This is a genomic window from Faunimonas pinastri, from assembly GCF_900110915.1.
Lineage (GTDB): Bacteria > Pseudomonadota > Alphaproteobacteria > Rhizobiales > Afifellaceae > Faunimonas > Faunimonas pinastri.
On sequence record NZ_FOFG01000001.1, the window covers coordinates 238,273 to 262,844 of the forward strand.

At 66.5% G+C, this 24,572-nt stretch carries 25 protein-coding genes; 14 read left to right on the top strand and 11 right to left on the bottom strand.

The window, feature by feature from the left end; translation table 11 throughout:
* The first annotated feature begins 131 nt into the window (after positions 1–131).
* The 5 genes from BMY25_RS01105 (at position 132) to BMY25_RS01125 (ending at position 2,775) form a co-directional block, all read left to right on the top strand.
* Positions 132–515: an AtpZ/AtpI family protein gene (locus BMY25_RS01105; RefSeq protein ID WP_092494744.1), complete on the top strand. Its 384-nt coding sequence runs from the start codon at positions 132–134 to the stop codon at positions 513–515.
* 60 nt (positions 516–575) lie between these two features.
* Positions 576–1,337 carry a F0F1 ATP synthase subunit A gene (locus tag BMY25_RS01110; RefSeq protein ID WP_092494745.1) on the top strand — a complete coding sequence of 254 codons (762 nt, stop codon included), beginning with the start codon at positions 576–578 and terminating at the stop codon, positions 1,335–1,337.
* Positions 1,338–1,387: 50 nt separating this feature from the next.
* Entirely contained in the window at positions 1,388–1,615 is a 228-nt protein-coding gene (locus BMY25_RS01115) for a F0F1 ATP synthase subunit C (RefSeq protein WP_092494746.1), read from the top strand.
* 66 nt (positions 1,616–1,681) lie between these two features.
* Positions 1,682–2,284, top strand: a complete 603-nt coding sequence (locus BMY25_RS01120) for a F0F1 ATP synthase subunit B (RefSeq protein ID WP_177176641.1) — start codon at positions 1,682–1,684, stop codon at positions 2,282–2,284.
* Positions 2,281–2,775: a F0F1 ATP synthase subunit B family protein gene (locus BMY25_RS01125; RefSeq protein WP_092494748.1), complete on the top strand. Its 495-nt coding sequence runs from the start codon at positions 2,281–2,283 to the stop codon at positions 2,773–2,775. Before BMY25_RS01120 ends, BMY25_RS01125 begins: the two co-directional genes overlap by 4 nt.
* 239 nt (positions 2,776–3,014) lie before the next feature.
* On the opposite strand, the gene rnhB is transcribed toward BMY25_RS01125, so the two are convergent.
* Together rnhB and BMY25_RS01135 are read right to left on the bottom strand one after the other, a co-directional pair.
* Positions 3,015–3,707, bottom strand: coding sequence for a ribonuclease HII (rnhB, locus tag BMY25_RS01130; protein ID WP_092494749.1), 693 nt, complete (start codon positions 3,705–3,707; stop codon positions 3,015–3,017).
* 44 nt (positions 3,708–3,751) lie between these two features.
* Entirely contained in the window at positions 3,752–4,915 is a 1,164-nt protein-coding gene (locus BMY25_RS01135) for a PA0069 family radical SAM protein (RefSeq protein WP_143061847.1), read from the bottom strand.
* A gap of 99 nt (positions 4,916–5,014) precedes the next feature.
* On the opposite strand from BMY25_RS01135, the gene BMY25_RS01140 reads away from it, so the two are divergent.
* Positions 5,015–5,509, top strand: coding sequence for a hypothetical protein (locus BMY25_RS01140; RefSeq protein ID WP_143061848.1), 495 nt, complete (start codon positions 5,015–5,017; stop codon positions 5,507–5,509).
* Here BMY25_RS01140 and moaB read toward each other — a convergent pair.
* The 3 genes from moaB to BMY25_RS01155 all read right to left on the bottom strand — a co-directional run bounded on the left by moaB (position 5,499) and on the right by BMY25_RS01155 (position 8,324).
* Entirely contained in the window at positions 5,499–6,056 is a 558-nt protein-coding gene (gene moaB / locus BMY25_RS01145; protein WP_092494751.1) for a molybdenum cofactor biosynthesis protein B, read from the bottom strand. The genes BMY25_RS01140 and moaB overlap by 11 nt on opposite strands.
* A gap of 29 nt (positions 6,057–6,085) precedes the next feature.
* Positions 6,086–7,321: an MFS transporter gene (locus BMY25_RS01150; protein ID WP_177176642.1), complete on the bottom strand. Its 1,236-nt coding sequence runs from the start codon at positions 7,319–7,321 to the stop codon at positions 6,086–6,088.
* A 91-nt stretch (positions 7,322–7,412) separates the two neighbouring features.
* Entirely contained in the window at positions 7,413–8,324 is a 912-nt protein-coding gene (locus BMY25_RS01155) for a uracil-DNA glycosylase (RefSeq protein WP_092494753.1), read from the bottom strand.
* A 149-nt stretch (positions 8,325–8,473) separates the two neighbouring features.
* On the opposite strand from BMY25_RS01155, the gene BMY25_RS01160 reads away from it, so the two are divergent.
* Together BMY25_RS01160 and BMY25_RS01165 are read left to right on the top strand one after the other, a co-directional pair.
* The gene (locus tag BMY25_RS01160; protein WP_092494754.1) at positions 8,474–10,150 is read left to right on the top strand and encodes an electron transfer flavoprotein-ubiquinone oxidoreductase; all 1,677 of its coding nucleotides are present in this window, start codon (positions 8,474–8,476) and stop codon (positions 10,148–10,150) included.
* Between the two features lie 10 nt (positions 10,151–10,160).
* A complete protein-coding gene (locus BMY25_RS01165) occupies positions 10,161–10,475 on the top strand; it encodes a hypothetical protein (protein WP_238858077.1) in 315 nt (104 codons plus the stop codon).
* A 3-nt stretch (positions 10,476–10,478) separates the two neighbouring features.
* Here BMY25_RS01165 and BMY25_RS20660 read toward each other — a convergent pair whose 3' ends face one another.
* From BMY25_RS20660 to BMY25_RS01180, 4 genes are read right to left on the bottom strand one after another with little or no spacing between them, the layout of a single operon-like run.
* Positions 10,479–10,652: a hypothetical protein gene (locus BMY25_RS20660; RefSeq protein WP_177176643.1), complete on the bottom strand. Its 174-nt coding sequence runs from the start codon at positions 10,650–10,652 to the stop codon at positions 10,479–10,481.
* Positions 10,653–10,662: 10 nt separating this feature from the next.
* Positions 10,663–11,556, bottom strand: a complete 894-nt coding sequence (locus BMY25_RS01170) for a S49 family peptidase (RefSeq protein ID WP_092494755.1) — start codon at positions 11,554–11,556, stop codon at positions 10,663–10,665.
* Positions 11,557–11,596: 40 nt separating this feature from the next.
* Positions 11,597–12,373, bottom strand: a complete 777-nt coding sequence (locus tag BMY25_RS01175) for a tRNA1(Val) (adenine(37)-N6)-methyltransferase (RefSeq protein ID WP_092494756.1) — start codon at positions 12,371–12,373, stop codon at positions 11,597–11,599.
* Positions 12,370–12,603, bottom strand: coding sequence for a putative signal transducing protein (locus BMY25_RS01180; RefSeq protein ID WP_092494757.1), 234 nt, complete (start codon positions 12,601–12,603; stop codon positions 12,370–12,372). The genes BMY25_RS01175 and BMY25_RS01180 overlap by 4 nt, the downstream gene beginning before the upstream one ends.
* A 135-nt stretch (positions 12,604–12,738) precedes the next feature.
* Between BMY25_RS01180 and BMY25_RS01185 the strand changes: the two genes are divergently transcribed.
* The 4 genes from BMY25_RS01185 to BMY25_RS01200 all read left to right on the top strand — a co-directional run bounded on the left by BMY25_RS01185 (position 12,739) and on the right by BMY25_RS01200 (position 17,658).
* Positions 12,739–13,755, top strand: a complete 1,017-nt coding sequence (locus tag BMY25_RS01185) for a polyprenyl synthetase family protein (protein WP_092494758.1) — start codon at positions 12,739–12,741, stop codon at positions 13,753–13,755.
* Positions 13,756–13,883: 128 nt separating this feature from the next.
* On the top strand, positions 13,884–15,674 hold the full coding sequence (locus BMY25_RS01190) for a tetratricopeptide repeat protein (RefSeq protein WP_177176644.1): 1,791 nt from the start codon (positions 13,884–13,886) through the stop codon (positions 15,672–15,674).
* A gap of 12 nt (positions 15,675–15,686) precedes the next feature.
* The gene (locus BMY25_RS01195; protein WP_092494760.1) at positions 15,687–16,559 is read left to right on the top strand and encodes a 4-(cytidine 5'-diphospho)-2-C-methyl-D-erythritol kinase; all 873 of its coding nucleotides are present in this window, start codon (positions 15,687–15,689) and stop codon (positions 16,557–16,559) included.
* A gap of 169 nt (positions 16,560–16,728) precedes the next feature.
* Positions 16,729–17,658 (top strand): glycine--tRNA ligase subunit alpha, encoded by a 930-nt coding sequence (locus BMY25_RS01200; protein WP_092494761.1) that lies wholly within the window; start codon positions 16,729–16,731, stop codon positions 17,656–17,658.
* Between the two features lie 72 nt (positions 17,659–17,730).
* Here the strand turns inward: BMY25_RS01200 and BMY25_RS01205 are convergent, their stop codons facing one another.
* Complete coding sequence (locus tag BMY25_RS01205; RefSeq protein ID WP_177176645.1) at positions 17,731–19,311, bottom strand: putative bifunctional diguanylate cyclase/phosphodiesterase; 1,581 nt, start codon at positions 19,309–19,311, stop codon at positions 17,731–17,733.
* A gap of 174 nt (positions 19,312–19,485) precedes the next feature.
* On the opposite strand from BMY25_RS01205, the gene glyS reads away from it, so the two are divergent.
* Together glyS and BMY25_RS01215 are read left to right on the top strand one after the other, a co-directional pair.
* The gene (glyS, locus tag BMY25_RS01210; protein ID WP_092495139.1) at positions 19,486–21,612 is read left to right on the top strand and encodes a glycine--tRNA ligase subunit beta; all 2,127 of its coding nucleotides are present in this window, start codon (positions 19,486–19,488) and stop codon (positions 21,610–21,612) included.
* Positions 21,613–21,716: 104 nt separating this feature from the next.
* A complete protein-coding gene (locus BMY25_RS01215) occupies positions 21,717–23,285 on the top strand; it encodes an SDR family oxidoreductase (protein WP_092494763.1) in 1,569 nt (522 codons plus the stop codon).
* A gap of 42 nt (positions 23,286–23,327) precedes the next feature.
* On the opposite strand, the gene BMY25_RS21015 is transcribed toward BMY25_RS01215, so the two are convergent.
* Complete coding sequence (locus tag BMY25_RS21015; RefSeq protein ID WP_143061849.1) at positions 23,328–24,539, bottom strand: cell wall hydrolase; 1,212 nt, start codon at positions 24,537–24,539, stop codon at positions 23,328–23,330.
* Between the last annotated feature and the right edge of the window lie 33 nt (positions 24,540–24,572).

Sequence of the window (24,572 nt, forward strand, 5' to 3'; positions counted from 1 at the left end):
GAGACTTAGGTGGGAGGCTCTTCTGCTTGACAGCCGTTCTGGGCGAAACTATGGTGCCGGCGGTTTCGGAAGGATCGCTTTCGCGCGACGCACTGGCCGCTCCCGTTTCGGGGCTCTTTAGGGATGCTCGGATGAACAGGGAACAGGGGCAGGCTGACGGCGCAGGGGAAGGGGCCCGTTCTTCCGACGCTGATCTGGCCCGGCGGCTGGAACGGCTCTCGCAGACGCTCGACGTGGAGCGTCGTGAACATGCGGAAGTCGCCAGGTCGCGAGAGACCGGTTCGGCCAGCTACGGCGCCGCCTATCGACTGGCGAGCGAGTTCGTGGCGGGTGTTCTGGTAGGTGCCGGCCTCGGATGGGGGGTCGACAGGCTGGCGGGCACTGCGCCTTGGGGTCTGGTGATTTTCCTTCTGCTCGGTTTTGCTGCCGGCGTGGTCAACGCCATCCGGTCGGCATCGAATTTGACGCAATCGTCCGCTGACGCGGACGGGCATGGCGGCGGCAAGCCGCACTGAACGGATGCCCTTCGGGGCTGAAAGAGGGTTGAGAGCGTGGACGAAGCAGTCGCCCAAGCAGTGGAATCGAACAAGGTCGACCCGGTTCACCAGTTCGGGATCCACGACATCTTCGGTCTCGGCAATTTCGGCCGCATCCATCTCGGATTCACGAATTCCGGCCTCTTCATGGTAGTCGTGGTGCTGCTGGTCATCGCCTTCATGCTGCTGGCTTCCAGCCGCCGCGCGGTGATTCCGGGCCGCCTGCAGTCGCTGGGCGAGATCGCCTACGAGTTCATCGCCAACATGCTGCGCGAGGCCGCTGGCCCCGAGGCGATGAAGTTCTTCCCCTTCGTCTTCTCGCTGTTCATGTTCGTGCTGGTCGGCAACCTCCTCGGCCTGATCCCTTATTTCTACACGATCACCAGCCAGATCATCGTGACGTTCGGCTTGGCTTTGTCCGTGATCCTGACCGTCATCATCTACGGCTTCTACAAGAACGGCGCGAAGTTCCTCGGCCTGTTCGTGCCCGCCGGCGTTCCCGGCTATCTGATCCCGATCGTGCTGCCTATCGAGGTCATCTCGTTCCTGTCGCGGCCGGTCAGCCTGTCCGTCCGTCTCTTCGCCAACATGCTGGCAGGTCATATCACGCTGAAGGTTTTCGCCGGCTTTGTCGTGACCCTCAGCGCTGCCGGCGCGCTCGGCACGGCCGGAGCGGTGCTGCCGTTCCTGATGACCGTCGCGCTCACCGCACTGGAAGTGCTGGTTGCTTTCCTGCAGGCCTATGTGTTCGCCATCCTGACCTGCATGTACCTGAACGACGCGCTCCATCCGTCTCACTGATGGTCGCCGGCTCGTAATCAATCCAACTTGATCTTTGAAGGAGTTAAACCATGGATCCCCAAGCCGCTGCCTTTATCGGTGCTGGTATCGCCTGTCTCGGAATGGGTGGCGCTGCTGTCGCTCTCGGCAACATCTTCGGTAGCTACCTGTCAGGCGCCCTGCGCAACCCGTCCGCTGCCGACAGCCAGTTCGGCCGCCTCGTGTTCGGCTTCGCCGTCACGGAAGCTCTGGGCATCTTCTCGCTGCTGATCGCGCTGCTCCTGATCTTCGCCGTCTAAGACCGAAGTTTTGGGTTGATTTCCGCCACCGGTCTTTCCGGTGGCGGGCCGATTTTGGAGACTCAGGTGGAGACATCCACGAACACGGAACCGGGCGCCGTCCCGGGAAACACCACGGCGGCTCCTGTGACGCACGAGAGCACCGCGGCCGAAGCGGGCCATCACGCGGCCTTTCCGCCGTTCGATGCCTCGACCTTCCCGTCACAGATCCTGTGGCTGGTGATCACCTTCATCGCACTCTACATTGTGATGAGCCGCGTGGCGCTGCCGCGCGTCGGCAAGGTGATCGAGGATCGCCAGGATCGGCTCCAGAAGGATTTTGCCGAGGCTGCCCGGCTGAAGCAGGAATCCGACGCCGCCGTTGCGGCTTATGAACAGTCTCTGGCCGATGCGCGCCGCCGCGCGCAGACCATCGCCCAGGAAGCCCGCGATCAGGCGAAAGCCGCCTCCGAGGCAGACCGCAAGCGCGCCGAGGGTGACCTCGCCGGCCGTCTCGAAGTGGCTGAAGCGCGAATTGCCGAGATCAAGGGCCGTGCGCTCGGTGACGTGGATGCCATTGCCCGCGACGCCACGGAGGCTCTCGTCTCCGTGCTAATCGGCGGCAACATCACCGCCGAGGAAGCCAAGCGTGCCGTCGCGAGTTCGGCTGCGAAAGGAAGCGGAGCATGAACAGCGCAACCGCATGGGCCACATTCTGGGCCCTGATGGGCCTCGTGGTCTTCATCGGCATCCTGGTCTTCATGAAGATCCCGGGCAAGATGAACAAGGCCCTGGACGATCGCTCGGCGAAGATCCGGGACCAGCTGAACGAGGCGCAGCGTCTGCGTGAGGAAGCTCAACAGCTTCTGGCGGAGTACCAGCGCCGGCGCGAGCAGGCCGAGATCGAGGCCCGCAACCTCGTCGAGCAGGCGCAGCGCGAAGCCGCCGCCCTTGCAGCCGAGGCGCAGACCAAGATGGCGGAATACGTGGAGCGTCGCACGCGTGCCGTCGAGCAGCGGATCGCACAGGCGGAATCGCAGGCGATCGCCGAAGTTCGCAGCCGTGCCGTGGATCTCGCCGCGCAGGCAGCCGCCAGCATCGTTGCCGAGAAGGCCCAGGGTCCTGTTGGCACCCAGCTCATCGACAATTCCATCGCTGCCGTCGGCACGAACCTGAACTGACGCTTCCGGCCCACCTGCCGGTAAGTTCTATCCGAACCGCTCCGTCTCGCGACGGGGCGGTTTTTTGTTTGGGCGGATGTGCGCGACGCGGCTCGGACCTAGCCGAGGCTAGTCGGACCTATCCGAGGCTAGCCGGGCGGCTTGCTGCCGGGGCCTCACCGAATAGCTCAGTCGCGGCCAGCACCGAAAGGAAGGCGTGAACGGGGCGTTTCAGTCTGGGAGATGCGGCGCGGCCGTCCTCAGGCGAAGAGAAGCGTCGGCTCTTCCGGAACCAGCACCGGCTCCATCTTTTCGAAACAGGCCCTGACTGGGGCGAAGCTGCGCCGGTGCAGGGGCGTGGGGCCGAGCGTCGTCAGCGCGCTCTGGTGCGCCTTGGTGGAGTAGCCCTTGTGCGAGGCCAGGCCGTAGCCCTCGTAGATCGTGTCGCAGCGGGTCATCAGCCGGTCGCGAATGACCTTGGCGATGATCGAGGCGGCTGCGATCGAAAGGCAGATCGCGTCTCCATCGATGATGGCCCGGGCGTCCACGCCGAGGCGTTTCGGCACGTCGCGGCCGTCGATGATCGCCATGTCGGCGCGATGGGAGAGGCCCTTCAGGGCGCGTCGCATGGCGGCGAGCGTCGCTTCCCGAATGTTGATGCGGTCCACCGTGGAAACGCAGCCGAAGGCGAAGGAGATGTCGGCGCAGTCACAGATCGCCGCGAACAAGGCTTCCCGCTGCTCGTGCTTCAGGAGCTTGGAATCGGCCAGACCCGGCGGAATGCAGCGCGGATCGAGCACGACGGCGGCCGCCACGACAGGTCCGGCGAGAGGGCCGCGCCCCGCCTCGTCGATGCCGGCCACCCTGCGGAAGCCATCGGCGTGTAGGCCGAGTTCCACGTGGAAATGCGGGTTCGCTCGAGATTGGGCAAGTGATTCGGCTGCTGCAACCATGCCACCCGGATAGCGCCGGAGCCTGCACCGGGCAATGCGACCGTTCAGATCAGGGACAATTGCCCGCCAACGGGCACGGGCGCCTTGAAGAGGTCGGTCCGCAGAGGATGCCGTTCCTTGTTGAAGCCGAGGCGCTTGGAAGCGAGCTCGAAGCGCCGCCCGATGGACCAGGCATAGGGGCCGGCCCCCCTCATCCGCTTGCCCCAGCTGGCATCGTAATCCTTGCCGTCGCGCATGGAGCGCATCACCGACATGACATGGGTGGCACGGTCGGGATAGTTCGCCTGCAGCCATTCCTGGAAGATGGGGCTGACCTCCAGCGGCAGGCGAAGGAGTACGTAGCCGGCGTTGCGCGCGCCCGAAACGTAGGCTGCCTCCAGCAGGCGCTCCAGTTCCATGTCGTTGAGCGCCGGGATGACCGGCGCCGTCATCACTGTGACGGGAATGCCGGCTTCGGAAAGCTCCTTCATAGCCTCCAGCCGCTTTGCGGGCGTGGAGGCGCGCGGCTCCATGGCGCGGGCGAGCTTGCGGTCGAGCGATGTCAGCGACAGCGCGACCTTGGCCAGCCCGCGTTCCGCCATCGGCGCGAGAATATCGATGTCGCGCGTCACGAGCGCCGACTTCGTGACGATGCCGACGGGGTGGTTGGCGTCGGAAAGCACCTGCAGGATCTCGCGCATCAACCGGTACTGCCGCTCGATCGGCTGGTAGGGATCGGTGTTGGTGCCGATCGCGATCGTGCGCGGATCGTAGCCGGGCTCGCCAAGCTCCTTCTCCAGGAGCCGCGCGGCATCGGGCTTCACGAAGAGCCTGGATTCGAAGTCCAGCCCCGGCGACAGGCCCATATTGGCGTGGGTCGGCCGGGCGAAGCAGTAGGAGCAGCCGTGCTCACAGCCGCGATAGGGATTGATCGAGCGGTCGAACGAAATGTCCGGTGAATTGTTGCGCGTGATGATGCGCTTCGCGCGTTCCACCTGAACGACGGTCCTGATCGGCGGCAGGTCGTCGAGCGAGTTCCAGCCGTCGTCGAGGGTTTCCCTCTCCTCGGTCTCATAGCGACCGGAGAGATTCGTCTGCGCTCCGCGTCCGCGTCGCTGTTCCTGCAGGATGTCGGGCTCACCGGGCGGACCGGCGCGTCTGCCCCGGAAGCTGGCGGGCGCCTGCCGGGCGGTCATCGGATACGCGTCGGTGCTGCGTTCGTGAAGCATGATCCAGACATAGGTCAAGATACAGAACAAAGCAAGAACAACAGCGTTGTTACTCTGGTTTTTTGTCCCTGACCCATTATCAATGCCGGAATGATCAGTTTGATCCTTCAGAGTACGGAAGACCCCGAAGCGCTGGCGCGTACGCTGGCGGGCTTCGTGCCGGCTGTCGTGGAAGGCGCCGTGTCGGACGCACTGATCGTGCAGGCGGCGGAGAGAGCCGAAATCGCCGAGGTCGCCAGCGCCGCCGGTGCGGCCTTGCTCACGGGCGCGCGTCCCGCCGAGATCATCGCGGCGACGCGGGCGCCGTGGATCCTTCTGCTCGAGGCCGGGTCAAGGCTGGAGCCGGGTTGGGTGGATAGTGTCCGGCACTGGCTGGAGGACGGGCGCGGCCCCGGCTGCTTCCGGCTCGAAGGCGGCGTGTTCCGGCGAGTGGTCCCGGGCCGCAGGGGGCTCGCTCAGGGTCTGCTGATCGAGCGGGCCGCGGCAATTGCGTCGGCGCGGCAGGCGGAAGACCTGGGCCGCCTCGCGCGCAAGGTCCGCGCGCGGCGACTGCCGGTGCGGATCAGCCGCTATCCCGCGCGGGTCAGGACCTGACGGACGCGCCGCGCTTCAGGTGTTCGTCGAGACGCGGCATGATTTCCACGAAATTGCAGGGCATGTGCCGGTAGTCGAACTGCTGCTTCAGGATACCGTCCCAGGCGTCGCGGCAGGCGCCGGGCGAGCCGGGCAGGGCGAAGATAAAGGTCGTGCCGGCGAGACCTGCCGTGGCGCGCGACTGGATCGTCGAGGTGCCGATCTTGTCGAAGGACACGCGGTGGAAGATGGCGGAAAAGCCGTCCATTCGCTTGTCGAAGAGCGCTTCCACCGCGTCCGGGGTGACATCCCGGCCGGTAAAGCCGGTCCCGCCGGTGGAAATCACCACGTCGACTTCCGGATTGGCGATCCAGTCCCGCACGATCTCCTGGATGGCGGGCACGTCGTCCCGGCAGATCGCGCGATCGGCGAGGATGTGGCCGGCGTCGCGGATGCGCGCGGTGAGCGTGTCGCCGGACTTGTCGTTCTCCCGGTTCCGCGTGTCGGACACCGTGAGCACGGCGATGCGGACGGGGATGAAGCTCCGGGCGGGATCCGTTTTCGACACTCTGGCTCCGTTGATGTTGCCCGCTTCCCTCACGCGCCGAAGCGGGAGGTGGGACGGTTTAAGAGGCGGGACAGCCGGTTGTAGGTGCCGAGGAATATGGGGCTTCCCGGCTGGTCCGAAAGGGCCGCGGGGCGGCGATAGGTGCGATAGACCGTGTAGAGCGCCATCGCGCCATGGCCGCCCGCCGTCACGGCGAAAAGACCGAAGGGCGAAATGGTCGACATAGCCCAGCTCGCCACCACCGGGCCGATGATGGTGCCGATGCCGTAGAGAAGCAGCATGGCGGCCGAGGTGCCGATGAAATTCTCGCCCTTGGCCAGGTCGTTGGCATGCGAGATCGCCAGCCCGTAAAGAGGGTAGCTCAGCGCCCCGTAGATCCCGACCAGCGCCAGCAGCAGCCATGGCGCATCGGGCCGCACCAGCAGGATCAGCAGGCCGGAAAATGCGGCGCCCATGCTGCCGGCCGCGATCACGGTGCGCCGGTCGAGCCTGTCGGAAAAGCGGCCGACCGGCAATTGCATGACGGCGCCGGCAACGATGGCGACGCCCATCATTGTGGCGATCAGGGTGGTGGAAAGCCCGACCTGCGCGCCGAAGACGGGGGCCAGCGTGCCGAACGCGCCGTTGACGAGGCCGACGAGCAGCACGGTGACGACCGCAACGGGCGACACCCGATGCAGCCGGCGGAGGTCGATCTTCACCGCTTCCAGCGGCTTGGGCGAGGCGGCCTTGCTGAGCGAGGTCGGCACGACGGCCAGCGAGAAGGCGATAGCGCCCAGCATGAAGGGCATCATGGTGCGGTGATCGGAAGCGGCGACCAGGAACTGCCCGCCCATGACGGCGACGTAGTTCACCGTGAGGTAGAGGCCGAAGATGGTGCCGCGGCTGGCATTGCTGGCGCGCTCGTTCAGCCAGCTCTCGATGATCATGAAGGAGGCGGCCATGCAGAAGCCGGAGACGACGCGGAGCGCGATCCAGAGCTCCGGCTGGACCAGCATGCCGTTCAGCAGGACCACCACGGAAGCGCAGGAAGCGGCGGCGCCGAAAGCGCGGACATGGCCGACGCGGCGCACGATCTGCGGCGTGAGGATGCAGCCGGCAACGAAGCCGACGGCATAGCCCGCGCCGAGCAGGCCGAGTTGCGTCGTGGTGAAGGCATCGGCCGTGCCGCGTAGGGGCAGCAGCAGGCCGTGCAGTCCGTTGCCGATCAGAAGAAAGGTGGTGCTGACGAGAAGGGCAAAGATCGGCAGGAGCTGTGCGGCCACGAGGGGCACTCCGGGAAGAAGGTCGAATCAGAGGGAACAAGCGATCCTTCTGCCCGGATTGCGGTCACACGATGACGCTTTTGACGCCAGATCAGCTTTGTTGTTCCAAAGCCGCCCTCAGCGTCAGAAGGTCGCGCCAGGCAAGTCGCTTCTGCAGCGGCTGGCGGAGGAGATAGGCGGGATGGAGCGTCGCCAGCGCCGGGATCTCGCGGTCGCCGGCGCGATAGGTCTTCCACTTGCCGCGCAGCCGCAGGATGCCTTCGCTGGTTTCCAGCAATTGCTTGGCCGAGGCGCCGCCGAGCAGAACCAGGAACTCCGGGTTCACGAGCTCGATCTGGCGCTGGATGAAGGGGCGGCAGATCTCGGTTTCCTGCGGGGTCGGCGTCCGGTTGCCCGGCGGCCGCCAGGGAATGACGTTGGCGATGTAGACCTTCTCGCGGTCGAGCCCGATGGCGGCCAGCATGCGGTCGAGAAGCTGGCCGGAGCGCCCGACGAAGGGCTTGCCCTGCAGGTCTTCCTCCAGCCCCGGAGCTTCGCCCACGAACATGACGCGGCCTTGCGGATTGCCGTCCGAAAAGACGAGATTGGTGGCGGTGTGGCGGAGATTGCAGGCCTCGAAGCGGGCGAGCGTCTCGCGCAGGGCCTCCAGGCTCGCGGCGGAACGGGCAGCTTCTCGCGCATCCTCCGCCGCCGCCTCGGAAGGAACGGTGACGGAACCGGTCTGGAAGACGGGGACGGCGGCCGGCTGAGCTGCCCGCTGTGGCTCGGAGCGAGGGGCCGATGGCCGGGGTTCGCCAGCGGGGGAAGGGGCACGATCAGGGAACCGGCGCTCCGGTTCTCCGCGCTCCAGGCCAGGTTCAGGCGCGGGTTCCCGTTCGTGCTCTGGCTGCAATGCGAGGCGGTCCAGCGCCTCTTCGGCCAGCGCGATGTCGACGCCCGCATCCCGATAGAATTCGAGAAGGGCGGCCAAAGCCTCGCGCACTTGAGCCTGCTGGTCCGACATGGAGCGCCATGTTCCACATCTGGCCGTCCGGGTGAAGGGTTCTTGCTCCGATTCCGCGCGAGCTTGGAAAGCCGGGCGGTGGACAGGCAAGCGCGGAGCCCCTAACCCTCGGGCAGCAAGAAAGGAGCCTGCCCCGGCAGGCAGAGCGGATGAGCGAGAACGAACAGCACGCGGGCGCCGAGCTTCCGGAGCGCGAAAGCATGGAATTCGACGTGGTGATCGTCGGGGCGGGCCCGGCCGGTCTCGCCGCCGCGATCCGGCTGAAGCAGCTCGACGAGACCCTATCCGTGGTCGTGCTGGAAAAGGGCGCGGAAGTCGGTGCGCACATCCTGTCCGGCGCGGTGATCGACCCCGTCGCGCTCGATCGTCTGCTGCCGGAATGGCGAACCGAGGAGACGCCGATCAGGACGGCCGTCACCGAGGACCGCTTCACCTTTCTCCGGCGTTCCGGCTCGGTGCGCCTGCCCAACGCGCTGATGCCGCGGCTGATGGGGAACCACGGCAATTACATCGTTTCTCTGGGCAATGTCTGCCGCTGGCTCGCGACCAAGGCGGAAGCGCTGGGCGTGGAAATCTATCCGGGCTTTGCCGGTGCCGAGATCCTGACGGATGCGGAGGGCCGCGTGACCGGTGTGGCCACCGGCGACATGGGCGTGCGCCGCAAGGGCGAGCCCGGGCCGGACTATGCGCGCGGCATGGCGCTTCTCGGCAAATACGTGCTGATCGCGGAAGGCGCGCGCGGCTCGCTCGCCAAGACGCTGATCGCCCGCTACGGCCTCGACGAGGGCCGCGACGCGCCGAAGTTCGGCCTGGGCCTCAAGGAACTCTGGGAAGTCGATCCGGCGCGCCACCGGCTCGGCCGCGTCGAGCATTCCTTCGGCTGGCCGCTCGATGCCCGCACGGGCGGCGGCTCCTTCATCTATCACCTGGAAGACAATCAGGTGGCGGTCGGCTTCGTCGTCCACCTCGATTATGCCAATCCCTATCTTTCGCCCTTCGAGGAATTCCAGCGTTTCAAGACGCATCCGGCGGTGCGCGACCTCTTCGAGGGCGGGCGGCGGATCTCGTATGGCGCGCGCGTCATCGCGGAAGGCGGTTGGCAGAGCGTGCCGAAGCTGGTGTTCCCCGGCGGCGCGCTGCTCGGCTGCTCGGCCGGCTTCCTCAACGTGCCGCGCATCAAGGGCACGCACAACGCCATGTTCTCCGGCATGATGGCCGCCGAGCATGCGGCGGCGGCGATCGCGGAAGGACGGGCGCAGGACGAACTCACCGGCTACGACGCGGGCTGGCGCACCTCGGAGATCGGGGCGGACCTGAAGCCGGTGCGCAACGTCAAACCGCTCTGGTCGCGCTTCGGCAGCTTCGCCGGCATCGCGCTCGGCGGCCTCGACATGCGGCTGGGCGAGATCTTCGGCTTCTCGCCGTTCGGCACGATGAAGCACGGCAAGCCGGACAGCGCGACGCTGAAGCCCGCCAGCCAGTGCAAGCCGATCGACTATCCCAGGCCCGACGGCGTGCTCACCTTCGACCGGCTTTCCTCGGTCTATCTCTCCAACACCAATCACGCGGAAGACGAGCCGGTGCATCTGCGCGTCGCCGATCCGGTGATCCAGAAGACCAGCGAGCACGACATCTATGCCGGGCCGTCGCAGAGATACTGCCCGGCCGGCGTCTACGAGTGGGTGGAGGAGGCGAGCCAGCCGCGCTTCGTGATCAACGCGCAGAACTGCGTCCACTGCAAGACGTGCGATATCAAGGATCCGAACGCCAACATAACCTGGGTGCCGCCGCAAGGCGGCGAGGGGCCGGTCTATCCGAACATGTGAGGGGGATGTCGTGGAAACGACGGATCAGGAAATCGAAGGCTTCAGGATCGTCACCGTGGAGGGAATCCTGGAGGATCTGGAAGTGCCGGACGTGTCCGCCCTGCAGGAGCGGTACGGTCCCGGCACCTTCGGCTGCCACGAGGCGCTGCATGTCTCATCGATCGAGCTGCAGTCCGTCTCGGACAATCTGATGTCGCACCCGGCGGTGGCGCTGAACTCCGAATGGTACCAGCTGGCATACCGGGCGCACGAAGCGCTGGTGGAACTCTATCAGGCGATCGGTGCCGAACACCTGGCGACCGAGGATGAGGCGGAAGAGGCGTAAGCCTCAGCGCTTCTTCGGCGTGTAGCGGCCGGTGGCCGGGTCGAGTTCCAGCGTGTCGGTCGGCCGCTCGCGCACGCTGGTCATCTCGCGGTCGACTCGCGTCATCTCGCGTTTCAGCGCCTTCCAGGCGTAGGCGCCGCCGGCGACGATGACGCCAAGCAGGATGAACTGGGGCATGGTTCCTCCTCTACAGACCGAAGCGCGAACGGCTGGCCCGCTCTTCCAGTTCCGTGACGAAGCCGTCCGCGAGAGCCTGCCCGGCCATGGCGGGGGCACCGGAGGAAAGGCCGAGGCGGCGGGCGAGGAAACCCTTTTCCGAGCCGATGACCTTCAGCCGGGCCTTCTTGCCGAAGCGCTCGTGCAGCACGGTGCGCATGTCGCCAGTCCGGTCGGCGAGGCCCAATGAGACGGCGGTGCGGCCCGACCAGAACATGCCGGAGAAGATATCGGGATTGTTGGCCAGCACGTCGCCGCGGCGCGATCGCACGAGGTCGATGAACATGTCGTGCACCTCTTCCTGGATCGCCTTGAGGCGCTGCACGTCTTCCGCCTTTTCCGGCTGGAAGGGATCGAGGATCACCTTGCTTTCGCCGGACGTGTAGACGCGCCGCTCGATGCCGAGCTTCCCGATCGCTCCGACAAAGCCGAAGCCGGCGGAAACCACGCCGATGGAGCCGACGATGGAGGCCGGGTCCACGATGATCTCGTCGCCGGCGCAGGCGATCATGTATCCGCCGGAGGCGCACACGTCCTCCACGAAGATCAGAACGCCCTTTTCCTTTTCCTCCGCCAGCGCGCGGATGCGGCGGTAGATCAGGTGCGACTGCACCGGCGAACCGCCGGGCGAATCGATGATGATGGCGACGCAGGGGGCGGACTTGATGTCGAAGGCCTTCTTCAGCGTCGCCGCCGTGCCTTGCAGCGTCAGGCCCGCACGGAAACGCCCGCCCTGTCCGATCGTGCCGGAAAGCCGGACCACGGGGATGACGGGCGCATCCTTGCCGCCCGGAAACCACGATCTCACCCGCTGCCAAAAGCCGTCCTGCACGCCAAGTCCTTCCGAAATCTCGTTTCTTCTCATGAAGATGACGCCCCGGTGCGGCTTTGGCTAGTCCCGCGCTCTACAGCGTTAACGAAGCCTCGCCGGCCAGCACCGGCCCGGCGGCTTCCGTCCATCTGCCGTCGCTCTCGTGCAGCACCAGCGGTGGCGCGAGGCGGAAGGGGGCGCGATTGCCCTTGGTGGCCGTCACCAGAACGCGGTTGGCCGGCTCGTCGGCATGCGGATGCACGGCAATGACCGCGATGGCGCCCCAGCCCTGACCCAGCGCCTGCAGGAGCCGCGGCAGGGCATCGGCCCGATGAACGATGCCGAGCCGGCCACCCTGGCCCAGCAGGCCGGATGCGGTTCGGATCCAGTTCGCCAGCGTGTCGGCGTCGCCCACATGCGCGGCGGCGCGGTGCGGATCGGGTGAGACGCGGCCCTCGTCCGGCATCGCAAAGGGCGGGTTCATGAGGACCCAGCACGCGCCGCCATCGGCCAGCCCGTAGGTTTCCCGTTCCGGCCTTCGCGCCGTGACGTCACCTTCAAGAAGGGTGACGCGGCCGGCGAATCCCGCATTTTCCGGCAGGTCGAGCGCGGCGCGGCCGAGCGCGATCATCGCCGGATTGTTTTCCACCCCGATCACTTTCGCGTGGGAGAGGCGCGCGGCCAGCGAAAAGGCGATGGCGCCCACTCCCGTGCCGAGATCGACGAGGAGGCCTTCCGTTTCAGCCGGAACTAGGGCCTGCAACAACGCCGCGTCGAGACCGACGCGGTGGCCCCGCCGGGGTTGCAGCAGGCGCACACGGCCGCCCAGGAAGGCGTCGGTCGTGGTATCGCCCGAATCGACGGGCTTCATTCCCGTCGCGCCGCGGGCAGTTCGGCGGCGAGGCCGGCTTCCTCGAGGATCCGGCGGGCGCGCGGAAGCTCATCCCGGGCGACGAGGCAGCGGCGCGGGATCACGCCGAGCGAGCCCTCGACGATGCTCATATTCTGGTCCGCGACGGCGAAGCGGATACCGGCTTCGGCAAGCAGGGCCTGAATGAAGGACAAGAGAACCGGATCGTTGGTGCGCAGAAGTTCGTCCATGAGCAAGCCTAGTCGGGAGAAGGGGTGCGGCGAAGTGCGTTTAGCCTTTGGACGCAACATTTGCACCCTTGACCCTCTTTATGCTGTTTATGTCGCCGATGCCGGGTCCGAGGGTCGCCTCGAAGGAGAATTGGTGTGGGAGTAGTGTTGTCTTTCGAGGATTCCGAGGAACGTCGCGCCTCCATCGAGCCGCTGCTGAAGGTCACCGCTGCCGGCATGGCAGAGGTGAACCGGATCGCCGTCGAAAAGACCGGCTCCGACGTCAAGCTCATCCCCGAAGTGGCGCGCTACCTAATCGATTCCGGCGGCAAGCGCCTGCGCCCGATGCTGACCATTGCCGCGGCCCAGGCCTGCGATGCGCCGGCGGATGCCGCGGTGAAGCTCGCGACGGCCGTGGAGTTCATGCACACCGCCACGCTGTTCCATGACGACGTGGTGGACGAAAGCAACACGCGGCGCGGCAAGCAGACGGCGCGGCTCGTCTGGGGCAACCAGGAAAGCGTGCTGGTCGGAGATTTCCTGCTGGGCCAGGCTTTCAAGATGATGGTCGAGGTCGGCTCGCTGGAAGCGCTGGACGTGCTTTCCACCGCCGCCTGCACGATCGCCGAGGGCGAGGTCCTGCAGCTCGGCACGGCCAAGAACACCGACACGACCGAAGACGAATATCTCGACGTGATCCGCGGCAAGACGGCGGCGCTCTTTTCCGCCGCGGCGGAAGTCGGCCCCATCCTCGCCGGGTCCGACCGTTCCGTGCGCGCCGCCTTCCGCTCCTACGGCGCCAATCTGGGCATCGCCTTCCAGCTCATCGACGACGCGCTGGATTACGGCGGCACGTCGGCGCAGCTCGGCAAGAATGTCGGCGACGACTTCCGCGAGGGCAAGGTGACGCTGCCGATCGTGCTCGCCTATCGGCGCGGCACCGCCGACGATCGTGCGTTCTGGCAGCGCAGCCTGATCGAGGGCTCCATCGAGGAGGGCGACCTTGAGCGGGCCATCTCTCTTCTCGACCGTACCAAGGCGATTGCCGACACGATCGAGCGGGCGCGCCATTATGGCGCGATGGCCACCGATGCGCTCGCCTGGCTGCCGGAATCGGCCAGCAAGTCCGCCCTTCTGGAGGCCGTCCGGTTCTCCATCGAGCGTGCCCATTGATGGGTGCACACCCCGGTCGGGTGACCCTCAGGCCAAGGGGCTGTTGCCCCACGGCCTTCTGAAGCTATTGTTCTGATCAAATGCAGCGGAGCGGAAAAAGAATGGGACGCGTCATGAGGGGGATGCGAATGGGCCGTTCAGTGCCGGCCATTGCCCTCGCCGTACTGCTGCTCGGCCATGCGGCCCACGCCGCCACCGTCGTCACCGAAGATTTCGGCGAGGAAACGCTGGCCGGCGATTTCCTGTCCGCGCTGAATGCCGATGCGGAGAAGGATCTCGACAAGGCATCCTTCTTCTATCAGCGCTCGCTGCATCAGGACCCCGACGATCTCCTATTCCTGGAGCGTGCGCTGGTTCTCAGCGCCTCCACCGGTGAGATGGCCGATGCGCAACGTTATGCCGACACGATGCTGCGCCGTGCGCCCGACAGTCGCGCCGCGCGCCTCGTGCTCGCCGTCGCCGACTTCAAGGAAGGCAAGTATCCGGATGCGCAGCTCGTGCTCGGGACGAAGGGCACGGATGCGCTGGGCGAGCTCACCAAGGGGCTGCTGAACGCCTGGGCCGATTTCGGGCGTGGCAACACCGACCAGGCGCTGGCCCGCATCCAGAGCCTCAAGGGGGAGGCATGGTTCGAGCCCTTCAAGCTGCTTCATTCCTCCTATATCGCGACGCTGGCCGGCCGCAGCGAGGATGCGCTCAAGCTCCTGAAGCAGGCGCGTGACGCCGACCAGAACGCCGTACGCATCACCGAGGGCTACGCGCGCGTGCTGGCGCAGTTGAACCGCCGCGACGAGGCGGTGCAGGTGCTGGACGAATATCTGACGCGCTTCCCCGACAATCCGCTGGCCACCGCCACGCTGGCCGAGATCAAGTCCGGCAAGCCCGTGAAGCCCTCCGTGGGCACGCCGGCGCAAGGCGCGGCGGAAGTGCTGGCGGGAATCGGCGCGGCGCTGGGCGACGATGGCGGCATCGAGGTGCCGACCCTGTTCCTGCGCCTCGCCATGCATCTCGACCCCAATGCTTCCGACGGCCTCGCCGCCGTGACGCTGGGCAGCCTGCTCGTCGACAATGGCAATGGCGATACCGGCATCAAGCTGCTTGAAAGCGTCGATCCGGCCGAGCCCTTCCGCTCGCTGGGCCTGCTGCGCGCGGCGCTGGCGCTGGACCAGATGGACAAGGCCGGGGAGGCGGAGACCGCCTTCAAGGCATCCATCGAGCGCAATCCGGACGACATCCAGGCGCGCATCGCCTTCGGCAACATGCTGCGCAGCCACGAGCGCTTCAAGGAATCGGCCGATCTCTACAGCTCCGCGATTTCCAAGATCCCCAATCCCGGCAAGCCGGACTGGACGATCTTCTATTTCCGCGGCATCGACTACGAGCGGGACAATCAATGGCCGAAGGCCGAGGCGGATTTCAAGAAGGCGCTGGAGCTCTTTCCCGACCAGCCGCTGGTCCTGAACTATCTCGGCTATTCCTGGGTTGATCGCGGCCTGAACATGCAGCCGGCGCTCGACATGATCCGCAAGGCCGTGGAGCTTCGCCCCAAGGACGGCTTCATCGTGGATAGCCTGGGCTGGGCCTTCTACAAGCTCGGGCGCTATCCGGAAGCGGTGGAGCAGCTGGAGAACGCGGTCGCCCTCCGGCCGGAGGATCCGACGATCAACGACCATCTGGGCGATGCCTACTGGAAGACGGGCCGGGTGCTGGAGGCGCAGTTCCAGTGGCGTCACGCGCGCGACCTCGGCGCCAAGGAGCCGGACCTCGCGCTGATCAACCGGAAGATCGCCGCGCGACAGCTGATCGAGAAGGATGCCGACCCGGCTCCGCAGGGACAGCCCGCCACGCCGCCGCAGCAATCCCAGCCGGCGCCCGGCAAGGCTTCGGCGGACGCGCCCCCGGCGCCCGACAAGATCTGATCCCATCCGATCTTGCCTGCGCTTCCCGCAAGGTGGCTTGCCGCCGCCAAGATCAACCTTGCGCTGCACGTCACCGCGCAGCGCCCGGACGGCTACCACGATCTCGAAAGCCTCGTCGTCTTCGCCGATCTGGGCGACGCGGTTTCCGTATCGCGCGCCGACACGCTGTCGCTTGAGGTCAGCGGCCCCTTCGCCGCCCATGCGCCGGGCGGCCCGGAAAACCTCGGCTGGCGTGCCGCTCTGGCGCTGGACCGTGCGGCGGGAAATGGCGGCCGAGGTGCCGCGATCGCGCTTTCCAAGGAGATCCCCGCCGGCACCGGTTTCGGCGGCGGTTCGGCCGACGCGGCAACGGTACTGATCGCGCTGAACACGCTCTGGGATCTCGGTCTCTCCAACCGGGAACTCGCCGGAATCGGCGCGCCTCTGGGGGCCGATATCGCGATGTGCGTCCATTCCCGCGCGTTGCTGGCCGGCGGCGTCGGCGATGCGATCGAGGCCGTTCCGGGCATGCCGCCGTTGTCGATGCTGCTGGTCTGGCCGGGACGATCCGTCTCCACGCCGGCGGTGTTTCGCGCGCTGACGGAGCGGAGCAACCCGCCTCTGCCGAAGCTCGGGGCGGATTGGCTCAGGACACCCGCGGCCGTCGTCGATTATCTCTCAGGCACCCGCAACGATCTGGAGCCGGTGGCCCGCTCGCTGGAGCCGGCGATTTCCGATGCGCTCGATGCCATCGCGGCGACATCCGGCTGCGCGCTCGCGCGCATGTCCGGCTCGGGAGCCGGCTGTTTCGGGATTTATCCGGACATGGATCAGGCTCGGGCGGCCGCCGTGGAAATCGGCTGTGCTTATCCTGACTGGTGGGTGCGGGCGACGCTCGCTTCCTGAGGACCGGGTGCCCGGTCGGCGACGCCGCTTCTTGTCGGGACGGTGACATCGAAACCGGCCCGGGGCGGGGATTGTCTTGACCCCGGCAACCCGGCATGGCACCCAAACTCCGAAATTCTGACCGGGGTCTGCCTTGAGCGGTTCGAGCCTTTCCGACATTCCGAGCCATATGGACCCGCGCCGGTCCTTCCAGGGCCTGATCCTGACGCTGCAGCGTTATTGGGCGGACTATGGCTGCGTGATTCTGCAGCCCTACGACATGGAAGTGGGCGCCGGCACGTTCCATCCGGGAACGACCCTGCGTTCGCTCGGTCCGCGTCCGTGGAAGGCCGCCTATGTGCAGCCGTCGCGTCGACCCACGGATGGCCGTTACGGCGAGAATCCGAACCGGCTGCAGCATTATTATCAGTTTCAGGTCATTTTGAAGCCGTCTCCTCCGGAGCTGCAGGACCTGTATCTCGGTTCGCTCGCCGCTATCGGCATCGATCCGGCGTTGCACGACATCCGCTTCGTCGAGGACGATTGGGAAAGCCCGACGCTCGGCGCCTGGGGCCTCGGCTGGGAATGCTGGTGCGACGGCATGGAGGTGTCGCAGTTCACCTATTTCCAGCAGGTCGCGGGTTTCGAGTGCGCGCCTGTCTCGGGCGAGCTGACCTATGGTCTGGAGCGTCTCGCCATGTATGTGCAGGGGGTGGACAGCATCTACGACCTGAACTTCAACGGCCGGGAAGGCGCGGAAAAGGTCAGCTACGGCGATGTCTTCCTGCAGGCCGAGCAGGAATTCTCGCGCCACAATTTCGATCACGCCTCGACGGAGATGCTGCTTCGCCACTTCGAGGATGCCGAGCGCGAATGCATGGCGCTCTTGGAAGCCGGCAAGCCGGAGCGCGAGGGCGGCCTGCATCGCATGGTGCTGCCGGCCTACGACCAATGCATCAAGGCGAGCCATCGCTTCAACCTGCTGGATGCGCGCGGCGTGATCTCCGTCACCGAGCGGCAGAGCTACATCCTGCGCGTCCGCACGCTGGCGCGGGCCTGCGGCGCGGCTTGGCTGCAGACGGACGCCGGCGGCCACACCGTCGTCGAGAAGGCGGCCTGAGGGACGTCAAAGGGGAGGAGTTGGTCCGGCCCGCCCTTCCGGGCCGCCTTTCGGGCGCTGAAGCCGGGCCGGTCAGACGACCTGAGCCGTGGCCTTTTCGGCAGTCTGCGCCAGCACCAGCGCGCGGGCTTCCGACGCGTTGACGGCGCGGCTGAAAAGATAGCCCTGGCCGAGCGCACAGCCATCGAGAAGCAGCGCCTGCTGCTGGTCTACCGCCTCGATGCCTTCCGCCGTGACGGTGAGGCCGAGACCCCGCCCGAGGCTCAGGATGGCGCCGACGATCGCCGCGCTGTCATTGCTGCCGCTCATGGTCTGCACGAAGCTGCGGTCGATCTTCAGCCCGTCGAAGGGGAAGTTCTGCAGCTGCGACAGGGTGGCGTAGCCGGTGCCGAAATCGTCGAGCGAGATGTGGATGCCGGCGGCGCGAAAATCGTCGAGGATGCCGCGAGCGCTGTCGATGTTGCGGACGAAGACGCGCTCCGTCACTTCCAGCTCCAGCCGGTTCGGGGCGAGGCCGCTTTCACCAAGGATACGCAGGAAGCGCAGGCCGATCGTCCGGTCGCGCAGCAGCACCGGTGAAAGGTTCACCGAAAGCTTCACATGCGACGGCCAGTGCCGCGCTTCCTCGCAGGCCCGGCGCAGGAGATCTTCCGTCAGCGGGCCGATTAGGCCGCAATCCTCCGCCAGCGCGATGAAGCGGGCGGCCGGGATCTCGCCCAGCGTCGGATGTTGCCAGCGGGCGAGCGATTCGAATTTGACGATAGAGCCGGTGGAAAGCTCCACGACCGCCTGGAAATGCGGGACGATCCCGTCGGTGCCGATCGCCTCCTGCAGATATTCCTGCAGGGCGGCGCGTTCCTGCAGCGCTGCGTCCATCTCGTCGTCATAGAAACAGATGCCGGATTTCATCTCCAGCCGCGCCTCATGCAGCGCGATCTCGGAGCGGCGAAGCGCTTCCTGAGCGGCCACGTCGCTCTTGGCCGTGCCGACTGCGGCGTTGGTCGAGGGCAGCATCACGATGCCCAGGGCCGTGCCGACCTCGTGCCGGGTGGAGCCGATCAGCACCGGGTCTTCCAGCCGGCCGATAATGCGCTTGGCGAGGTCCTCGGCCTGGTGGCGGTTGCCGAGGCCGGGGCAGAGCAGGGAGAATTCCTTGCTGCCGAGCCGGGCGATCAGGGTCGCCTCGTCGGAGAAGCGGTTGAGCCGCCGGGCCATGATCCGGAGGATCTCGTCGCCGACGGCATGACCGAAGACTTCGTTGATGGAACGGAAACCGGTGAGATCCAGCGTGTAGAGGGCCGCGGGCCCTTCGAGTTCGCCGGCGGCGAACTTGGCGTTCAGCACGTCCTCGAAGTGGCGCCGGTTCGCAAGGCCGGTCAGACTGTCATGGCAGGCCATCTGGCGGGCATGCAGTTCGGCCGCGACGCGAAGCGTCAGTTCGGCGCGCTGCCGCCGGATGCAGCGGATGGCGAAGACGAGAAAGGCCGCGCTGATGAAGCAGAGCGTCAGGACGAGCTCGTTGAAGCCGAGCAAACGGCGTTCGCCGGCCAGTCCGGAAAACGTCGGGGCGACGTCGCTGCGCAGCAACCACAGCCGAAGCAAGGCGGCCGCGCCGAAGATAATCACGAGATCGAGGTACAGGCGCCGGGACATGCGCGCCTGCCGCAGATCCTGAAACTCCGTCGCCAAAGACATGCCGCCCCCAAGCAGGCGCTTCTGCCCTATGCGCCCGTTCCATCACTATTCCCGGATTGGTTGAGGAAGGATGAACAGGCGAGAGCGTGACAAGTGCGGCCGCGCTTTGTATGGCAACGCTGCGAGGTGAAGATGCCTGAACTGCTGCTCGAACTGTTTTCCGAAGAAATTCCTGCGCGCATGCAGGAGAAAGCCGCCGACGATCTGCGCCGCATGGTGACGGACGGTCTGGTGAATGCCGGGTTGACCTATGAGGGTGCCAAGGCCTTCTCCACGCCGCGGCGGCTGGCGCTGACGGTGCAAGGCGTCACGGCCCGCTCCGCCGATGTGCGCGAGGAGCGCAAGGGTCCGCGCGTGGGCTCGCCGGAAAAGGCGCTGGAAGGCTTCCTGCGCGGTGCGGGCCTCACCTCGATCGAGCAGGCCCAGATCCAGTCCGATCCGAAGAAGGGCGAGTTCTACGTCGCGATCATCAACAAACCCGGCCGCCGTGCCGAGGAGATCATCGCCGACCTCGTGCCGGAGGTGATCCGCGGCTTTCCCTGGCCGAAGACCATGCGCTGGGGCGAGCGGTCCGCGCCGAAGGACACCCCCTATGCGGGGCCTGACGCGGAAGGACCGAACACGCTGCGCTGGGTGCGGCCGCTCCGCTCCATCCTCTGCACCTTCGGGCCGGACACCGAGGAGCCGACGATCATTCCCGTCGAGATCGGCGGCGTGACCTCCGGCAATCTGACCTTCGGCCACCGCTTCATGTCGTCGGGCGAGCCGATCCGCATCCGCCGCTTCGACGATTACCAGCCGAGCCTTGAGCGCGCCAAGGTCGTGCTCGATGCCGAACGGCGCAAGGCGATCATCGAGACGGAGGCCAGGAACCTCGCCTTCGCGCAGGGGCTGGAAGTCGTGGAAGACAAGGCGCTACTGGACGAGGTGGCGGGGCTTGTCGAGTGGCCGGTCGTGCTGATGGGCACGTTCGATCCGGCTTTCCTCGCGATCCCCGACGAGGTGATCCGGCTGACGATCCGCGCCAACCAGAAATGCTTCGTGCTGCGCGATCCCGCCACTGGAAGGCTCACCAACAAGTTCCTGCTGACCTCCAACATCGAGGCGCGTGACGGCGGCCAGGAAATCATCGCCGGAAACCAGCGCGTCATCGCCGCCCGGCTTTCCGATGCCCGCTTCTTCTGGGAGCAGGATCAGGCGACCCGGCTGGAAGACTGGGCGAAGAAGCTTCAGACCGTGACGTTCCACGAGAAGCTCGGCACGCAGGCGGCGCGCGTGGAGCGCATCGCGGCGCTGGCGCGAGAACTCGCTCCCGTGGTCGGAGCCGATGCCGACGATGCGGAGCGCGCCGCCCGCCTTGCAAAGGCCGATCTCGGCACCGGCATGGTCGGCGAATTCCCGGAACTGCAGGGGGTGATGGGCCGCTACTACGCAACGGCGCAGGGCGAAAAGGCCGCCATCGCCGATGCCGTGCGTGACCATTACAAGCCGCAGGGGCCGGGCGATGCCGTGCCGACGGAGCCTGTTTCGGTCGCCGTGGCATTGGCCGACAAGCTCGACACGCTGATGGGCTTCTGGGCCATCGACGAGAAGCCGACGGGATCCAAGGATCCCTTCGCGCTTCGCCGCGCGGCGCTGGGCGTGATCCGCATTTTGCTCGGAGCCGAGCGCAAGCTGCCGCTTCTCACCCTCGCCGCCGACAAGCAGACGCCCGAAGCGGCCCGCGATCTCCTCTCCTTCTTCGCCGACCGCCTCAAGGTCTATCTCCGCGACGAGGGTGCCCGGCACGATCTGATCGATGCCGTCTTTGCGCTACCGGGGCAGGACGATCTTCTGATGATCGTCCGCCGCGTTGAGGCGCTCGGTCGCTTCCTCGATACGGAGGACGGCAGGAACCTTCTCACCGGCTATCGCCGCGCCGCCAATATTCTGCGCGCCGAAGAAAAGAAGGACGGCGAGGGCGCCTTCGGCGGCGAGCCGGACGGCAAGCTGATCGCCGAAGCGGGCCTGCCGGAAGAAAAGCGGCTCTATGAGGCGCTGAGCGTGGAGGAGCGTGCCGCCCGCGCCGACGTGGAGCATGAGAACTTCGAGGGCGCGATGAGCGCGCTGGCGAAGCTTCGCCCGGTGGTGGATGCCTTCTTCGACAAGGTGACGGTCAATACCGACGATCCGGCGATCCGCCTGAACCGATTGAAGCTTCTCGACCGGCTGCGGCAGGCGACGCTGACGGTTGCCGACTTCTCCCGCATCGAAGGGTAGGACGAGGCGGCGCTCAGGTTCCCCGCGAGACCTGAGCGCCGCAACCGAACCGTCGCTTCACCGTTAGCTCCTCCAACAGCCATTCCCTGTCCGAGGAGCCGTCCATGTCCAAGCTGAAGAAAGTCGCCGACCAGGTCATCGTCATCACGGGAGCGACGAGCGGTATCGGTCTGGCGACGGCCCGGACGGCGGCGGAAAAGGGCGCCAAGCTCGTCCTGGTCGCGCGCAGCGAGGAAACGCTGAAGGAAATCACGCAGGAGATCCGCGCCAAGGGCGGCGAGGCGATCTACGTGGTGGCCGATGTGGGAGACGAGGGGCAGGTAAAGGCCGCGTCCACCGCCGCGATCGGCGAGTTCGGCCATTACGACACCTGGATCAACAATGCCGGCGTGTCGATCTTCGGCACCATCGAGGAAACCTCCACGGAGGATCTCCGCCGCCTGTTCGAAACGAATTTCTGGGGCCTCGTCTATGGCTCGCGCGCGGCGGTGGAGCATTTCCGCCAGCGCGGCGGCGGCAAGCTGATCAACCTCGGCAGCGTCGCCAGCGATGTCTCCATCCCGCTGCAGGGCATGTATTCCGCTTCCAAGCACGCGGTGGCCGGCTTCACCGACGCCCTGCGCATGGAAGTGAAGCACGAGCGCCTGCCGATCTCCATCACGCTGATCAAGCCCACCAGCATCGGCACGCCGTTCAAGGACCACGCCAAGAACTACATGGACAAGGAACCGACGCTGCCGCCGGTCGTCTATGACGTGCAGATCGTGGCCGACACCATCGTTTATGCCGCCGAGCACGACGTGCGCGACATGATGGTGGGCGGCGGCGGCCGCATGATGAAGGCGATGGCCGGCCTGATGCCGAAGTTCAGCGACTGGATGGGCTCGCGCACCATGCCTTCCGCGCAGAAGACCAACAAGCCCGCTCCCGGCGTGCAGGATCGCTCGCTCTACAAGGGCGGGGCGGATGGCAGCGAACGCAGCGACTATCCGCAGATCCGCAAGACCAGCGTCTACACGACCATGGAGATGCACCCGACGTTGACCGCGCTGGGTCTCGCCGTGGGCGCGCTGGTCGTCACCGGCCTGGTGCTGCGGAGCCGCTCGTCGTCGCGACCGCTGGTTTCGGCAAAGACGATGCGGCAGCTCGGCAGGCAGTTGCCCGACCGTTCCACGCTCGCCTCCTACATCCCTGACAGCTCGACGCTGCGTTCCTATGTGCCGAGCGCCCGAGACGTTCGCTCGCATCTGCCCAGCGCCCACGATGTCCGTTCCGCGCTGCCGAGCGCCTCGACGGTGAAGTCGCAGCTGCCGAGCCGCTCGACGCTCGCGTCCTACATCCCGAGTGCCTCCACGGTCGCCAGCTACATCCCGAGCGTGTCGGACATGCAGTCCACCGCCTCGGATCTCAAACGCCAGGGCCGCAAGGCGGCCGAGCAGCTGCCGGACAAGTCGTGGTTTGCGAAGCGTTGGGCCGCAGGTTCACGCGACGCGCACAAGCTCGCCAGCCACGTGCCGGACACGTCGTGGTTCGCGAAGCGCTGGGAAGAGGGTTCCCGCCGCGCCGAGAAGGCTGCCAAGCAGGTGCCGGATCGGTCATGGTTCGAGAAGCGTTGGGCGGAAGGGTCCCGCAAGGCCCGCAAGGCCACCGAGCGGACCGGCCTCTTCGGCTGAACCGAAGGCCTCAGGTCGAAGGGTGAAAGTGACCGGCTGGTCTCAGGACCAGCCGCCGCCCAGCGTCCGGTAGAAGACGTGACGGCCGATCTTGTCCATCTTCTCCATGGTGCGGGCCCAGCGCGGCTTCACGTAGACGGCATGGTAGTGGGTGGAATCGCCGACGTCGGCGATCCACGTCTTGCCGTCGGTGACTTCCTCGGCCACGCGCTGCGCCGTCTGCCAGGCGCCAAAGTCGTAGATGCGCTTGCGATCGCCGTCGCATGCGAATGAGAACTGGCAGTGGTCGCGCCATTCGGCGTTCTGGTAGACCACTTCGCAGATCGTGTTGGGATAAGCGGGGTTCTTGACGCGGTTCAGGATCACCTGCGCAACCGCCGCCTGACCTTCCTCCGACTCGCCCCGCGCTTCGAAATACACGCCGCGGGCGAGGCAGGCCTGCTCCTCCGGCTCGTGCACGCTGGCCGGCAGCACCGTCGACGTCCAGTCATGATAGTTGGGATCGAACTGCGCCATGCTGCGGCCGTCAAGCCAGGCGGTCAGCACGGTCTTGTCGGGCCGGTCGAGCGGAACGGCGACGCCGTTGGCGCTGGCCGCCTCGTCGGAGCCGCGCATCACGGCGGAGAAGGGCGCCTGGATTTCCGATTCCGGGTTGGCATAGGCGAGCACCGGTGCCTCGGCGTCGGCCTTGGCGAGGATCGCCGCCGGGCGGTCACCCTTGGCCAGCACGACGGGCGCGCCGGCGGTCTTCGCCGAGGCGACCCAGGGGATGGAGGCCGGTGGGGTGCCGATGCTGGCCCTGGCGACGCGAACCGGCGCATCGGAGGCCGGGTCGGCGCTCGGCACGAAGCTGGAAAAGGCGACCAGCGTGGAACGGAAATCGGCGTCGGGGATCGCGAAGGAGACGCGCGGCAGCGCCTTGTCGTCGGTCTGGTTGGAGAAGATGCTCTTCAGGTCGAAAACCTGGCCGGCGGATGGAATGCCGTTGCGGAAGCCGACGCGGGCGTTGCGCGTGATCTGCAGGTCCGACTTGCCGGCGCGGTTGACGTTGTTGTCCGCCATCTCCACCCGCGACCGGGCGGTGCGGGCGCGGATCGCGTCTTCGAAGCGGGCCAGTGTCGCGGAGGGCGTGTCGACCGAGATCAGTTGCAGATCGGCGGCGAGCCGCCTGGCCGGAGCGCCATCGCCGGAAAAATCCGGCCTGTCGTGGAACGAAGTCGCGGTCGTCGTTGTTGCCGTTACAGCAAGGGCCATGAAGCCAATCGCCGGAAGCGTTCCGAGCACACG